Genomic DNA, 14,989 nt, shown 5'->3' with positions numbered 1-14,989 from the left:
CGTATGGACAAATTAGATTTAGCGAAGTATCTAGCTATCATTTTTGCAGGTATCTCTGGAGTAATTTATATTATTGGAGATCCTTTAGATAAGTTACTTTCCTATCAAGGACCAGTATTTTCTGGAGCTTTATTAGGATGGTACGTGATAAATAGGTATACTCCTAAAGATAAATTTGTAGAATTTGAGGACTCTTTGGTTCCAGTAACTTCATTACTAATAAGAAATAAATCTTGGATAGGCTTTACAGTTTCAGTCTTCTTAATAACCTTTTGGTTGACGCCCTTTGTTTTTAGGATAGCTCAAAATCTTCCAGTTCTCTATTTCGGTGCTTTTATTTCAGATTTTATAGGTGGTTTCATAGCAGGTTACTTAATTCCTTCATTAAAATTCATGGAAAAGATAATAATTTACAGTTTAGGTTTTGCCGCAGATATATTTTATGTAATGCTTCTCTACATTTATTCGGTAATGTACAATATTTCGCAAAACAGCCTTTTAGATCACGTCTTGGGTTTCGTTTATATTGTAAAATTTTCTGAGGGTATTTTATTTGCGATATATATTATTAAAAAGGTAAACGCTATTTGAGTGTCAAGGTTCTCAAAAATGAAAGGCAAGGTTTACCTAGTAGGTGCGGGTCCGGGAGATCCAGAATTAATAACAATAAAAGGTTTGAAAATACTCAAACAAGCTGATGTCGTAATATACGATAGATTAGTTTCTAAAGAGATTTTAAAAGAATGCAAATCAAAATCAGAACTAATTTATTTGGGCAAAGGCTTAGGAGAAGCTGATCTCCAAGAGAAGATAAATTCCACTCTAGTTGAAAAGGCAAAAGAAGGTAAGATAGTGGTTAGACTAAAAGGAGGAGATCCTTACGTTTTTGGCAGAGGAGAAGAAGAGTGTAAATATGTAATGGAACAAGGCATACCTTGTGAGGTCATACCTGGAATTAGCAGTGCTATTGGAGTTCCTGCTTACGCTGGAATCCCGGTAACTAGTAGATGGTATTCTTCTGGGTTTACGGTAATTTCTGGAACTAGAGCTGGAAATAAAATAATCGACCTGGATTATATTCCAAAAAAAGGAACGCTGATAGTATTGATGGGAGTTAATAAAATAGAAGAGCTACAAGAAGCGTTAGAGAAAATTAGAAGCCCAGAATGTCCGGTAGCTATAATACAAAACGGTACGCTTCCTTCCCAGAAGGTAACTTTAACTACATTAAGTAAATTGAAAGAAACAGTAATATCTGAAGGTATCTCGTCTCCTGCAGTCATAATAATAGGCGAAGTTATAAAATTAAGAAATAAATTGTGGAAATTCTCATAATTTAACTATGAAAGATCCAGTCTGTGGAGAAGAGGTCAATAATACTAATTATAAATATGTTTACAAAGGTATAACTTATTACTTCTGCAGTCCTATGTGTATGGCTGAATTTAAAAAGAATCCAGAAAAGTTTGTAAAGAATAAGTAAAAGATAAATAATAAGTTAAAGAGAAGAAGATATGTATCCACCAAAAACAGGTTATGTAATTCCCGACAGTCTAAGTGAAGTTATAGAATTTCTAAAGGCTCACGATGACGCTAAAATTCTTGCTGGAGGTCATAGCTTAATACCTATGATGAAACTTAGAATAGTTAGGCCTTCTTATTTGGTCGACATAACCAAACTTAAAGAACTTCATTATTTAGATAAAAAAGAGGAGTACAAAATAGGAGCAACAGTTACACATTATGAAGTATCCAAAGCTCAAATTCCGTTATTAAGCGAAGTTGCCTCAAAAATCGGAGATCCTCAAGTAAGAAACATGGGAACAATAGGAGGAAGTATTTCACAATTAGATCCTTCAGCAGACTATCCTGCAGCACTTTTAGTACTTAATGCAAAAGTAAAGATTAAAGGTCCTTCTGGAGAAAGAACAGAAGAGTTCTCTCTATTTGATAAGGATATGTTTACGCCAGACCTATCTCAAGGGGAGGTAGTTACTGAGGTTTCCATTCCTGACGTGAGTAGTTATAAGTACTCTTATCAGAAGTTGGAGAGAAAAGCTGGAGATTTTGCAATAGTTGGCGTCGCAGTATTAATAAAAACTAATGGTGATGAAGTTGAAGATTTTAGAATCGGAGTTACTGGAGTAAATAATAAGGCATATAGATCTCAAGTTGCAGAAGAAATGATTAAGGGCAGGAAAATTAACGATGAAATTATTGATAAAATAGCTCAAGAAGTTGCGGATGAGTCTAATCCGACATCCGATATAAGGGGAAGTGCAGAGTATAAAAGGAAGGCTACTAAAGTTATGACAAAGAGAGCAATTCTAGATGCTTTAAAGAGGTGATTGTAATGAAGGTAATAGAAAAAGATGATAAAGTGAAGATTCACCTTAAAATTAATGGAAATGATTATGAAACAGAAGTAGAACCGAGAAAACTGCTAGTTCATGTACTTAGAGATTTAGGCTTTACCAGTGTTCACATAGGCTGCGATACGAGTAATTGTGGGGCATGCACTGTAATAATGAACGGTAAATCTGTCAAATCTTGTACAATTTTAGCCGTTGAAGCAGATGGTAGTGAAATACTTACTGTAGAAGGATTAATAAAGGACGGTAAATTGCATCCTATTCAAGAGGCATTTTGGGATAAGCATGCACTTCAGTGCGGTTATTGTACTCCAGGAATGATAATGCAGAGCTATTGGCTACTCTCTCAGAATCCTTCTCCTTCAGAGGACGAGATAAAAGAAGGGCTATCTGGGAATTTATGTAGATGTACGGGCTATCACAATATTATAGAAGCAGTTAAGGAGGCTTCTCAAAAGTTAAAAGGTCATTAATAGTATCTATATCAATAATAACTCCTTTACTACATTCTACAAAACACAAATTTTTCATATTTTTTAAAATTTTTTTAGCTCCTACATCTCCATTTATTTCCATTACTTTGTCAAAGATTTTTTTACTTAAAATTACAGGATTTCCCCAAGTTTCTTTATATGTAGGAATTATCGCATTGCACTCAGAATTAAAGGAATCTATTATCTTATGGATATCTTCCGTTTTTACGAATGGCATATCTCCAAGTGCTATGAGAACTCCGTCATAGTTTTGGAAAAACCTTAATCCCAGTTTGATACTAGTAGATATTCCTTCCATCCATTTAGGATTATAAATTACTATTTCATTTTTAAGATACGGAAACAGCTCTTGGGCATATTTTCCTACTATGATTGCTCTTTCCATGTCTACGTTACTTAATACATGTTCTATAATCGTCTTTCCGTTTATTTTCTCAAGAAGTTTATTTTTGCCGAATCTTCTGCCCTCGCCAGCTGCTAAAATCACTGCTCCAATTTTCATTAAAGATATATAAGTTATTAAGAATAAAGTAGTTTATGCGTTATCAAGGAAGTATTGAAGTTAACGCTAAGAAGGAAGCGATTTTAAATATAATTGGAAATGTAGAGCTTGTAGCTTCTTGCTTTCCTGGAATTAAAGATATCAAAAAAGATGGCGAAAATTACATCGTAAAAGGTACTGCAGGAATAGGATTTATAAAAGGAGATTATACTGCGAAAGTGAAAATGAAGAGAAGTGATGACGGATTTGATTTAGACGCTCAAGGGAATGGAATGAATAGTAATGTGAATATAAACGCTAAAATTGGAGTTGAAGATGGTAAAATTAATTATACTGCAGACGTTAACGTCAGTGGAATATTAGCTTCTGCAGGTGCCAGATTAATGGAACCGGCATTAAATAAGATATTAAATCAACTTTTTGACTGTATAAAGAAAAAGGTGGAATCATCATGATATCTGGAGAAGAGAAAATATCAAATAAAGATAAAGCTTTACAATTTCTTAGCAATTATGAGAATCTTTTGAAATGTACTCCCGGAATAAGTAAAATAAACGATAAGGAATTTTACGCATCTGTTAAGATTGGTCCTCTTAGTGTTGAAGTTCAAGGTACAGTAGTCGAGCATAGAGTTGATGGTAATAAGGTGTTTGATAAAATAGAAGTTAAAGGCCCTGGAATAGTAGTTACGATAAGTACTGTAGTAACAGTAGGCGATCATATATTAACTTGGGAGGCTGAATACGGTTTAACTGGAAGTCTTGCTAAAGCTTTAGAGAATACTATAACTAAACAAGCTAAAGAGTTGACAAGACAAATAATTTCTTGCTCTGTTTCAACTATTAATTCCAGTAATAACTCCTAATCCTCTTGTTCTTCCTTCCCTAAATATGAAAATCTGTCCTTTTTCAAGATATTCCGGTCTATAAAGAAATTTTAATTCGACTTCTGATGATTCTCCTGTTCTTAAGAGTCCTATTGCTATTTTCTCAAATTTCACAGCTTGTCTTATTGTGTATAGGTGAAGCGTAGCTACATAACCTTCTTTTATTGTAGTAGGATGATGAAGTACTATTATCTTTGCTGTGAAGTTCTGCGTAGCTTTTGGTTTATTATTTTCTGCTAATATCATACCTTTCCTTAATATTTCCCTATTTACACCTTGTATTGCAAAAGTTGCTATACTACCTTGATTAGCCTCATCTACAAATACTCTATTAATTTGAATGCTTTTCACTTTAGCTTGTAAAAACTCTCCGCCCTCATCTGGGCCTACATATACCGTATCATTAGGTCTAACTTTTCCTCTTACTATAGAGCCTAAGACTACAGGGCCTACTCCACTTACATTATATATTTCGTCAATGTATACTAATGTGTCGTTTGATTGAGTTAATAATTTTCTTGGTGGTAGAAAGTAAAGGAATTTCTCAAGTAATCCTATACCTTCTCCGCTAACGTTAGATACTTTGAATATTGGAACAACTCTTCCAGTTTTTACACCTATTATTGCGTTCAATAAGTCGTCCTCATCATTCACTTCCATTACGAATCTGTTTATTCCAGGTATCTTAAGCACGTTTTTCACGTCATTTATTATTTGGTTTACTCTCTCTTTAGGGAATTTATCTACTTTGGTTATAACAATGAATACAGGATACTTAAGAACTGATGCGACAGCAAGATGTTCTTTTCCCATTATACTTAATCCGTCATCACTACCTACAACTAACATAACATAATCTGTTTCATATCCCATTAATCCTTTTAACGTAGTCCTTAAGTATCTCTCATGCCCTCCTAGATCTATTAACCTTATTATTTTGGAACTCTTAATAGTAACTTCTGCTTCATCCATAGGATCTCTACAATTATGATTTACTACTCTTCCTTCATCATCAAAACCTAATATTCTCAAGGTTATTGATGAAGTTCTTCCACTTATTACCTCATGAAGATACCTAGCTATCATTGCACGTAAAGCTCCATTACCGTCATCAAGTTTTCCTAAAATTAGTGTTCCAGTTACAGTACTTTTTCCTGCATTCACGTGGCCCATTACCGCTATATTAACTTGAATAGGCAGATCATTCTTATGTAATCTTATTAATAATTCTGCGACATACTTATCTTTTCTTATTTCTACAATTCTTTTATGTACTATCTTGGAATTTATCATTTTAGCTATTTTTTCTAATACATCTATTGTGCGCTCTAAATCATCTTTATTTAGACCTATTACATCGCCGTCGTCACTTACGCCTATTACGTATATTGCTTCTCCTCCACCTTCCTCAACCCTGTACTTCATTTGAGTTGCTAGTTCTTGCAGTCGCTCTTCTGATATGTCTGATAGAATAAGTTTATATTCTATTTTTCCTATATCATTCTCTCGTGGAAGCTTCATTTCACCACTTTACTCAATATAATATATGTAGAAACTACCAAATAAGCTTTGGTTGGGATTATGGAACCTAAATTAATATTTGAGGCAAAACTTAAGTGTCCAGTTTGTGGGAATGAAACGCTAATTGCTAGGGATTATCTTTACGATGCGGGAGAAGTTGGTAAGCTGGTATTGTCAAACTGGGAATGCACTACTTGTAATTATAAATTTAGGGATGTTAAGCCTTATGAGAGTAGAGAGCCAAAAATTCTAGAATTCATTATAGAAAATGAAGAAGATTTAAATGTAATGGTATATAGATCCCCATTTGCCATTGTAACGATTCCAGAGTTAGGAATAGAAGTATATCCAGAAGATGCATCGCAAGGAATATTGTCTACTATAGAAGGAATTTTAGAAGATGTTTTAGAGAATTTAGGATCTCTATGTGAGGAAAATGATTGCCATGATATTTATGACGCAAAAGAAGGTAAAAGAAAATTCACATTAATTATAGAAGACTCTTCAGGTTTAAGCTTTATAAAAAGTGAAAAAGTAAAAATCACTCGACCTTTATCTCTTTCCCAGCCTCAGTCTTAGTTTTCTTAAATACGATTTCTAATACACCGTTCTTGTATGTAGCCTTTGCGGAATTCTCGTCAACTTCGGCTGGTAGTTCTACTTCTTTATAGTATTTCTTGTCTCCTTCTTGTGCAGATAGCACTAGAGTTTTACCGTTAAGATTTACTTTAATATTATTTTTATCAACTCCTGGGACTTCAGCAACTACTCTAATCTCATCGCCTTTCTCTATGACATCAACCAATGGTTCTCTTTCTTCACTTAATATTGGTTTGCTTCCTAATCTCTTTACATTACCGAATTCTTCTATTATTGGTTTTCCATCAGGTCCTATTGTCATGCTAAAACCGTAAACATAAGGGCCGAAAGTTTTAACTTCTCCTTTCCCTGCTTCCTTAAAGAATTCCTTCTCTAATTCTTCGAATTCCTCTTCCATTTGCCTTATCATATCGTCAAAATAATCAAATATATCATTACTCTTTTTCTTTGAGGGCATTTTTGATCCGAATATATATTCTCCATGTGAAGATTTAAAATTTACTAGGTAAATCTGTGAATTTAGATTATAACTTTTCGCATGAGATTAGTGCCTTTCTTGAACCAGCTCCAATAGTACTCCCATTACACTTTTCGGATGAACAAATGCTACTAGATGACCTCTTGCACCCGGTCTCGGTTGTTTATCAACTAATTGCATACCTTTTGTAGATAGGTCTTCCAATGCTTTATTTATATCCTCAACTCTTATTGCTAAATGATGTAAACCTGGACCCCTTGTCTTTAGGAATTTAGCTACAGTATTATTCATGTCCTCATGATTTATAGGCTCTAAGAGCTCAACTGCAGAATCTCCGTTTTTGCCTACCATGAATGCAACTTTTAGCCCTCTATCCTTAAGCTCTTCTTTGTCTATTAGTTTCATTCCTAAATTTTTCTCATAAAAATCTATTGCCTTATCTAGATTTTCAACCACTACGCCTATGTGATCTACTGTTTGAGTTTCCATGGACTATTATACTCATTTTAATTTATAAATTTGATTAAAAAGCAAAGGTTTTATAGTGTTTAAACAATTAGATATTGGGTATTATCATGGATATGGACGAGAAAATTAAGGAATGGAATAACCTCTATACTAGCTGGGTAGCTAAAAGGAAGGAGAGAAAGCAAAAATTTATAACGCCTTCTGGAGTAGAAGTAAAACCCCTTTATACTCCTCTAGATCTGAAAGGAAATTATGAAGATAAAATAGGCTTCCCTGGAATGTATCCTTTCACTAGGGGAATTTATCCAAACATGTACAGAGGAAGGATATGGACTATAAGGCAATACGCAGGTTTCGGTTCTGCTGAGGATACTAATCAAAGATTTAGGAAGCTATTAGAGGCAGGTCAAACTGGTCTTAGCATGGCATTTGATTTGCCTACACAGCTAGGTTTAGATCCAGACCAAGAATTAGCATTTACTGAAGTAGGTGTAGTAGGAGTTTCAATGTTTCATTGGAAAGAGATGGATCTAGTGGCTAATCAGATTCCTATGGATAAAGTAACAACTTCAATGACCATAAACGCTACTGCAATGGAATTAACATCAATGTATATAGCTACAGCAGAAAGTAGAGGAATAGATAAGAAGATTTTAGGAGGAACTGTACAAAACGATATATTAAAAGAATATATTGCTAGAAAGAACTTCATTTATCCTCCAGAACCCTCATTAAGATATTCCATTGATCTCATAGAGTATTCCTATAAGAATATTCCGAAATGGCATCCAATTAGCATAAGCGGATACCATATTAGGGAAGCAGGAGCGGACGCTATACTCGAAGTAGCATTTACCTTGGCTGATGGCATTGAGTATGTAAGAAAGACTTTAGAAAGGGGAATAAACATTGACGACTTTGCTCCTACACTATCCTTCTTCTTTGCTGGGTATACTAATATCTTTGAAGAAGTAGCAAAGTTTAGAGCTGCAAGGAGAATGTGGGCAAAAATAATGAAAGATTGGTTTAACGCTAAAAAGGCCGATTCTATGAGTTTAAAGTTCCACACACAGACAGGAGGTGCAGAGTTAACTGCACAACAGCCAGAGATTAACATCATTAGGACAACACTTCAAGCCTTAGCCGCCGTACTGGGAGGCACTCAAAGTCTCCACGTAAATTCTTATGACGAAGCTTTAGCATTACCTAGCGAAAAAGCTGCAAAAATAGCAATTAGGGTTCAACAAATAATAGCGTATGAAAGTGGTGCAACAGAAACAGTAGACCCGTTAGCGGGATCTTATTATATTGAATGGCTGACAGATGAAATAGAAGAGAGAGCATGGAAGGTAATTGATAATATTGAAAAAATGGGCGGAATGCTTAAGGCTATTGAGAAAGGTTATCCACAAGCTGAAATAGCTGAAAGCTCTTATAGACTTCAGAAAAGGATAGAAGAAGGAGATCTTACAAAAGTAGGTGTTAATTTCGCTTATGAACAGGATTGGATTGGAACTACTGAGATATTTAGAGTGAATTCTGCAGTGAGGGAGAAGGTAATTACCAGGTTAAAACAATATAGAGAGAATAGAGATAATATTAAGTGGAAGGATAGCCTTGAAAAGCTAAGAAAAGCTGCAGAAGGAAATGATAACTTATTCCCATATATCTTAGAAGCAATAAAATCTGGAGCTACTGTAGGGGAAATAAGTTCAGTTCTAAGAGAAGTATGGGGAGAATATAAAGAGCCAATTATTTTTTAATGAAGCTCTTGAGAAATCTATCCTTATTTTTTACTGGAATTTCATTATGCTCTCTTACTGCTTCCCACTTATCCCAAGGGAATACTATCCATTTATCAATAACTTTATCATAATAATCTGGATATTTTTTAGACCAAGGCTTAACGTAAATAGTCGCTGTTTTTATATTTTGTGGATTAAATAATTCTATAATTCTTGAAACCGCAGACAATGTTTCTCCAGTATCCGAAACATCGTCAACTATAAGTACGTTTTTGTTTTCTAGGTCATCTACATATATTGCCTTCAACGTAGGCTTAGGTTGAGTTTTCCCTACTTCCTTATAAAATTTTATTTCTATGTATTTTATGTTTTTTATTCCTATAATGTCTGAAATTAATTTTGCTGGAATAACCCCTCCAGTTAATATTGCTACTATAACGTCGGGGTTATGATCTTTAATTATTTTTTCGCTTATATTAAATAAACTATCCTCTATATCTTCCCATGAAGGAATGAAATACTCAACCATTAATCATCACTAGCGGAGTTTCAAATTCATCTTGTAAAAGACCTCCATGATGTCCCTTTAATTTACCGTAATCTCCATTCTCCTTATAATCAAAGATGTACGCTGTATTATCAAGAGGTACTGCAATGTAATCAGGTAGCTCAACGTTACCTATTTTGCCTAAGAGTGAGGGGAACTCATCCTTAGTGAAGACTTTTAGGTTAAATCTATGGTAAAGGTAAGTTTTCATATCATATCTACTCTTTAAGAATAAAGCTCTGGAATCTCCGTAAGGAGGAACTTCTAACATACCTAGAAATTCCTTATCATCATTAACGTTTACGTTGTTGCTGACTTCTACATGACCGTGATCTGCAGTTATTGCTATAGTATAATTTCCAATGCTTGCAAGTTTGGTCGATATGCTATAGACTCCCTCAAAAATTTCTCTAGCTGCATTTAAAGTAGGTTCTGCGTAAGGTCCGTATTTATGAGCTAAAGTATCTACATCTGGAATATAGAGGTAAATGAAATCGTAAGAGTTTTGTTGAAGGGTCTGAGAAAAAGTGTATAGCGCGTCCCATATGTCTGTATATTCTTTAGTTTCAGAAGTCTTACCATGAGTCGCTTTGCTGAATTGCGTATTACTTATACCTTTTGGTACAATTTCTACGGTCTTTTTATTTTGAACCTCCGCTAAATAGCTTTTTACCTCTGGGAAAGCTTTTTCAAACGGTACCGCATCTTGGATTGAATCTCTCTCATTTATTGATGGATGCGAATATTTTAGAGTATTTATTATACCTCCTAATCTTTTAACAAAAGTATTATAACCTAAAATTCCGTGCTCCCCTGGAGTAAGCGCTGTAAACAGTGTAGTTAGGACTGTTGATGTAGTTGAAGGGAAAACTGTATGAAACTTCTCTGCTTCCTTCTTTACTGTTCCAGATTTATTTATAATGTTCCATCCAAATCCGTCCAGTAAAACTAGAGCCATCTTTTTGCCAGGAATGGTAATTTTACTTAAGCAATTCCTCTTTACTCCTAGGAAGTCTGCAATACCGCATGCTAATGAATAAATGTTCTTTTCATAGTTAGGTAGTTCTAAACTCATATGCATAATCTTAATAATATCCTTATAAAATAACTGGTAAATGGCAGAGATTCTATTATATGGTGCAATAATTGCAATAATATTAGCAGGCATAGGGGCAGGATTATCAATATTAACTTGGTTCATAAGAAGAAAGTATCATGTATGATGTTATAATAGTAGGAGGAGGCCATAACGGTCTAGTAACTGCTAATTATCTAGCTAGAGAAGGACTAAGGGTAGCAGTTTTTGAAAGGAGAGGAATTATAGGTGGTGCTTCAGTAACCGAAGAATTATGGCCAGGGATAAAAGTATCTACAGGAGCTTACGTTCTTAGTTTATTCAGACCGAAAATTATTGATGATTTAAAATTAAAGAAATTTGGACTGAAGGTCTACAGTAAAGATCCTGGGCTATTTGTACCTTTCGAGAATGGTAAAAAGTTATATATATGGTCTGACTTAAAGAAGACCCAGAAGGAGATAGAGAAGTTTTCTAAAAACGATGCAAAAAATTATGAGAAGTGGATAAAATTCTGGGATCCTCCTTACGAGCTAGTCGATTTATTGATGCTTTCTCCTCCAATAAATCTATCTAATGTAGATGATTTCTTAGCGATTTTAAAGAATGTCAAAATCGATGAAGATACCGCACTATCGATTGCAAGAGCTTTCGTCACTGACGGAAAGAGTTTACTTTCAGAGTTCTTCGAGTCAGATGAAGTAATTTCAGCATTAATAGAAGATGCGGTAGTAGGGACTTATGCATCGCCTTCTATGCCTGGCACTGCTTATGTTTTAGCTCATCATGTAATAGGTGAAGTAAACGGAATAAAAGGAGCTTGGGGCTATGTTGAGGGCGGAATGGGAGGAGTGACCCAAGCATTAAAGAGATCCGCTGAAAGTGTTGGAGTAGAAATATTTGAGTCTAGTGAGGTTAATGAAATACTTGTTGAAAAAGGTGAAGTTAAAGGAATAAAATTAAGCTCAGGGAAGATAATTGAATCTAAAATAGTAGTTTCAAATGCAGACCCTAAAACTACTTTTCTTAAGTTGCTTAGGAATACAGAGATAGACGATGAATTAATTAAAAGAATAAAGTCGCTAAAGACCACTGGAGTATCTTTTAAGATAGTAGGATATTCTGAGGAATTACCAGATTTCGGAAATGGAAAGTCTTTACAGCCCGAGCATATAGCTTCTGAGTTAATTATGCCTAGTTCTGATTATATAGAGAAAGCTTATCTTGACGCAAAAATACTTGGCTATTCCAAGGAACCGTGGCTTTCAATAAATATTCAGTCCTCTGTAGATCCTACTGTAGCCCCTTTAGGCAAGTTTTCCATCTCAATTTTTGGTCAATATTTACCTTATAATAAAAAGCTTGACGAGATTAAAGAGAAGATTGCAGAGATATCATTTGATAAAATAAGGGAATTTGCTCCAAACTTTAAGCTAGTTAAATACGATGTATTAACTCCTTTAGATATAGAAAGAAGATTCGGTATATGGGGCGGTAATATATTTCACCTAGATATGACTCCAGATCAGCTTTACGTGTTTAGACCTACAATAGGGCTAAGCAATTATTCAACACCAATTAGAGGATTATATTTGTGTGGTTCTGGAACTCATCCAGGGGGAGGCGTTACTGGTGCTCCAGGATATAATGCGGCAATGAGAATTTTGTCAGACCTAAAGAAAAGCAAGTAAAAATAATCTAATGTAGTCTTAAATACATGCTAAGAGAAGTATTTTATTGATAATTCATGGACTTAGGATATACTTACGAGATCATCATACTTTTTATATTACTTTCTATAATTGGTATCATACTTATGGGGATATTTAAAAGATTTACTACTAATTTCATGACTAGCGATAAGGCATCTCAATTGCAATTGAAAGGCAAGAAGAAAGTAGACGAGGAAGAAAAGAAAATCACTTGGGGAGATATAGGAGGCTATGAGGACGTTAAGAAGGAGATAATAGACTATGTTGAGTTTCCTTTGAAGAATAAAGACTTAGCATTAAGGTATGGATTAAGGCCACCCAAGGGAATATTATTATTCGGTCCTCCTGGTTGTGGGAAAACTTTAATGATGAGAGCTTTGGCTAGTGATGCAAAGCTAAACTTCATTTATGTTAACGTCAGCGATATCATGAGTAAGTGGTACGGAGAAAGCGAAGCTAGATTAAGGGAATTATTTGCAAATGCTAGAAAAAATGCTCCTTGTTTGCTCTTCTTTGATGAAATAGATACAATAGGAACAAAGAGGGAAAGTCATACTGGGGATTCTGTTACTCCAAGATTATTATCATTAATGCTTTCTGAGATAGACGGCTTAAATAGTGAAGATGGAGTAATAATTGTAGGTTCAACTAACGTTCCTCAACTTTTAGACAAGGCTTTATTGAGAGCAGGTAGGTTTGATAAGTTAATTTATGTGGGTCCTCCTAATAAAGAGGCTAGAAAGGACATTATAAAGATACATTGTAAAAACAAGCCTTTGGCAGAAGATGTGGATCTGGACAAAATAGCTGAAATGACAGAAAGGTACAGCGGGGCAGATTTAGCAAACATATGCCAAGAAGTTGCTAGGAAGGCTGCGATAGAGGCAATGCAGAGCGGTAAGGATGTTAAGATAACTATGAAAGATTTCATGGATATAATCCAAAGGTATAAGCCAAGTGTAACGCTACAGATGGTTGAAGATTTCGAGAAGTTCAGGCTAGATTTTGAAAGAAGGGCTAGAAAAGGAGAAGATTTAGAGTCTGAAATAGAAGATAAAATAACTTTAGATGATATCGGAGGTTATACTAAAGTTAAGACTGAATTAAAGGAGCTACTTGAGTTACAGTTGAAATATTCAAAATTAATGGAACAAATGAAAGTACCTCCAATAAGGGGAATATTGCTCTACGGACCCCCAGGAGTAGGTAAGACGATGATGGCTAAGGCTTTATCAAAGACTATAGGTGTTAAATTAATTTCGGTTAGTGTAGCAGAAATTATGTACAAGGGATATGAAGGTGCAGTATCAATATTAAAAGAGGTATTTAATAGAGCCAGGGAAAATAAGCCTTCCATTGTATTGCTTGATGAGTTAGATGCGATAGCTTCAAGAAGATCTCAAAAGGATAATACTGATTCTTCAAAGATAGTTAACCAATTATTAACTGAAATGGATGGGATAAGGAATTTAAAGGAAGTAGTAGTCATAGGTACAACGAATAGGATAAAAACAATAGATCCAGCTCTACTTAGGCCAGGAAGATTTGACATAATAGTTCATATGGGCTTACCTAATGATGAAGAAAGGCTAGATATTTTGCAAAAGTATCTTGGAAAGGATGTTTGTGAGAGAGTTGATTGTAAAGATATAGCAAAACGTACTGAAGGATACACTGGTGCAGATTTAGCAGCAATAGCTAGAGAAGCTAAAATCAGAGTTTTAAAGGAAATTATAAGGGGTAATAAAGATAGGATAATAACTAAAGAAGACATGGAAATAGCATTAAATAAAATAAAACCTTCAATTAAGAATAAGAAGAAAAAGCCTTCTGTAACTCAAGATCAGAAGTAGTTATTATTTCTGGAATAGTGTCAACATATTTTAAACTAAAGTTTATTTCTCTTCCTTTTAAATCCATAGATTTTATTCCAAGCTTCTCACAGAAACCTTTTGAAGAAGCTATATCAACGTTTCTTAGCTTACCTCTTATATCGAAATAAAGATATGCTTTTCCACTGCAAACTAGTATCATGTCTAGTGACGCTGAACCTAATGTTCTAATTTTTATTTTGCTGCCAGCTTTCGAGATAATGGAATACGCATCATTTATTTTATCCTTATTGTAATAAGGTAATATAATCTTGTTTGAAGGATTCTTTCTATCTATCTTTGCATCATTTATATATGCTCCGTTTTCATCATAAGAATAAATGTTATTTCCAAAAACTTCTGCTACTATTCCTGTGTAAGGTACGAAATTTTCCTCAGTAATTTTCTTATACACTGCTATTGAAACGGACGACCAAGGAATTCCTGTTATGTAGTTAGTACTACCATCTAGGGGATCAATTATCGCTATATAATCATAATTTTCCTTAAAAACGCTTCCAGATTCCTCCGAAACAAAGGAGAATTTATAGCCTGAATGATCTAAAAGATCAAAAATATACTGTTCAGAGAATTTGTCTACTTTTCTAGTAGTATCTCCTTGATGATAACCTATTATTTCATCTATACCTTTCTTTTCATGTAACTCTCTTAAGTATTTTGTAGCTTCTTCACCAATTTTCCTCAGGATATTAATCAA

18 protein-coding genes are annotated in these 14,989 nt (G+C 34.4%); 11 read left to right on the top strand and 7 right to left on the bottom strand.

Features of this window, described 5'->3' with window-relative positions; translation table 11 throughout:
- The first annotated feature begins 3 nt into the window (after positions 1–3).
- The 5 genes from HS5_RS05135 to cutC are packed head-to-tail and all read left to right on the top strand — an operon-like array spanning position 4 to position 2,845.
- Complete coding sequence (locus HS5_RS05135; RefSeq protein WP_236753088.1) at positions 4–591, top strand: hypothetical protein; 588 nt, start codon at positions 4–6, stop codon at positions 589–591.
- Positions 592–609: 18 nt separating this feature from the next.
- The gene (gene cobA / locus HS5_RS05130) at positions 610–1,335 is read left to right on the top strand and encodes a uroporphyrinogen-III C-methyltransferase (protein ID WP_236753087.1); all 726 of its coding nucleotides are present in this window, start codon (positions 610–612) and stop codon (positions 1,333–1,335) included.
- A 7-nt stretch (positions 1,336–1,342) separates the two neighbouring features.
- The gene (locus tag HS5_RS05125; protein WP_236753086.1) at positions 1,343–1,483 is read left to right on the top strand and encodes a YHS domain-containing protein; all 141 of its coding nucleotides are present in this window, start codon (positions 1,343–1,345) and stop codon (positions 1,481–1,483) included.
- Between the two features lie 31 nt (positions 1,484–1,514).
- Positions 1,515–2,348 (top strand): glyceraldehyde dehydrogenase subunit beta, encoded by an 834-nt coding sequence (gene cutB / locus HS5_RS05120; protein WP_236753085.1) that lies wholly within the window; start codon positions 1,515–1,517, stop codon positions 2,346–2,348.
- A gap of 5 nt (positions 2,349–2,353) precedes the next feature.
- A complete protein-coding gene (gene cutC / locus HS5_RS05115) occupies positions 2,354–2,845 on the top strand; it encodes a glyceraldehyde dehydrogenase subunit gamma (RefSeq protein ID WP_236753084.1) in 492 nt (163 codons plus the stop codon).
- Here cutC and HS5_RS05110 read toward each other — a convergent pair.
- Positions 2,811–3,368, bottom strand: a complete 558-nt coding sequence (locus HS5_RS05110; RefSeq protein ID WP_236753083.1) for a nucleotidyltransferase family protein — start codon at positions 3,366–3,368, stop codon at positions 2,811–2,813. The two genes, cutC and HS5_RS05110, sit on opposite strands and share 35 nt — an antisense overlap.
- 35 nt (positions 3,369–3,403) lie before the next feature.
- Here HS5_RS05110 and HS5_RS05105 point away from each other — a divergent pair, with 35 nt between their 5' ends.
- Both HS5_RS05105 and HS5_RS05100 read left to right on the top strand, forming a co-directional pair.
- Complete coding sequence (locus HS5_RS05105) at positions 3,404–3,823, top strand: SRPBCC domain-containing protein (RefSeq protein ID WP_236753082.1); 420 nt, start codon at positions 3,404–3,406, stop codon at positions 3,821–3,823.
- Complete coding sequence (locus HS5_RS05100; RefSeq protein ID WP_236753081.1) at positions 3,820–4,233, top strand: SRPBCC domain-containing protein; 414 nt, start codon at positions 3,820–3,822, stop codon at positions 4,231–4,233. The genes HS5_RS05105 and HS5_RS05100 overlap by 4 nt, the downstream gene beginning before the upstream one ends.
- Here HS5_RS05100 and HS5_RS05095 read toward each other — a convergent pair.
- The gene (locus tag HS5_RS05095; RefSeq protein ID WP_236753080.1) at positions 4,204–5,775 is read right to left on the bottom strand and encodes a GTP-binding protein; all 1,572 of its coding nucleotides are present in this window, start codon (positions 5,773–5,775) and stop codon (positions 4,204–4,206) included. The genes HS5_RS05100 and HS5_RS05095 overlap by 30 nt on opposite strands.
- A gap of 57 nt (positions 5,776–5,832) precedes the next feature.
- On the opposite strand from HS5_RS05095, the gene HS5_RS05090 reads away from it, so the two are divergent.
- Complete coding sequence (locus HS5_RS05090) at positions 5,833–6,354, top strand: ZPR1 zinc finger domain-containing protein (protein ID WP_236753471.1); 522 nt, start codon at positions 5,833–5,835, stop codon at positions 6,352–6,354.
- Here HS5_RS05090 and hsp20 read toward each other — a convergent pair.
- A complete protein-coding gene (gene hsp20, locus HS5_RS05085) occupies positions 6,317–6,832 on the bottom strand; it encodes an archaeal heat shock protein Hsp20 (RefSeq protein WP_236753079.1) in 516 nt (171 codons plus the stop codon). The genes HS5_RS05090 and hsp20 overlap by 38 nt on opposite strands.
- Positions 6,833–6,919: 87 nt before the next feature.
- Positions 6,920–7,342, bottom strand: a complete 423-nt coding sequence (gene mce / locus HS5_RS05080; RefSeq protein WP_236753078.1) for a methylmalonyl-CoA epimerase — start codon at positions 7,340–7,342, stop codon at positions 6,920–6,922.
- Positions 7,343–7,428: 86 nt separating this feature from the next.
- On the opposite strand from mce, the gene HS5_RS05075 reads away from it, so the two are divergent.
- Entirely contained in the window at positions 7,429–9,084 is a 1,656-nt protein-coding gene (locus tag HS5_RS05075) for a methylmalonyl-CoA mutase family protein (RefSeq protein WP_236753077.1), read from the top strand.
- On the opposite strand, the gene HS5_RS05070 is transcribed toward HS5_RS05075, so the two are convergent.
- On the bottom strand, positions 9,074–9,595 hold the full coding sequence (locus HS5_RS05070) for a phosphoribosyltransferase (RefSeq protein WP_236753076.1): 522 nt from the start codon (positions 9,593–9,595) through the stop codon (positions 9,074–9,076). The genes HS5_RS05075 and HS5_RS05070 overlap by 11 nt on opposite strands.
- Entirely contained in the window at positions 9,588–10,688 is a 1,101-nt protein-coding gene (locus tag HS5_RS05065) for an alkaline phosphatase family protein (protein ID WP_236753075.1), read from the bottom strand. Before HS5_RS05065 ends, HS5_RS05070 begins: the two co-directional genes overlap by 8 nt.
- Positions 10,689–10,828: 140 nt before the next feature.
- On the opposite strand from HS5_RS05065, the gene HS5_RS05060 reads away from it, so the two are divergent.
- Together HS5_RS05060 and HS5_RS05055 are read left to right on the top strand one after the other, a co-directional pair.
- A complete protein-coding gene (locus tag HS5_RS05060) occupies positions 10,829–12,379 on the top strand; it encodes an NAD(P)/FAD-dependent oxidoreductase (protein WP_236753074.1) in 1,551 nt (516 codons plus the stop codon).
- A 56-nt stretch (positions 12,380–12,435) separates the two neighbouring features.
- On the top strand, positions 12,436–14,253 hold the full coding sequence (locus HS5_RS05055; RefSeq protein ID WP_236753073.1) for an AAA family ATPase: 1,818 nt from the start codon (positions 12,436–12,438) through the stop codon (positions 14,251–14,253).
- On the opposite strand, the gene HS5_RS05050 is transcribed toward HS5_RS05055, so the two are convergent.
- Positions 14,207–14,989 carry an inositol monophosphatase family protein gene (locus HS5_RS05050; protein ID WP_236753072.1) on the bottom strand — a complete coding sequence of 261 codons (783 nt, stop codon included), beginning with the start codon at positions 14,987–14,989 and terminating at the stop codon, positions 14,207–14,209. The genes HS5_RS05055 and HS5_RS05050 overlap by 47 nt on opposite strands.

The organism is Acidianus sp. HS-5 (genome assembly GCF_021655615.1).
In the GTDB taxonomy this organism is placed as follows: Archaea; Thermoproteota; Thermoprotei_A; order Sulfolobales; family Sulfolobaceae; genus Acidianus.
Note: the sequence above shows the minus strand (reverse complement) of the source record. Positions and strands in the feature narration are given on the sequence as shown.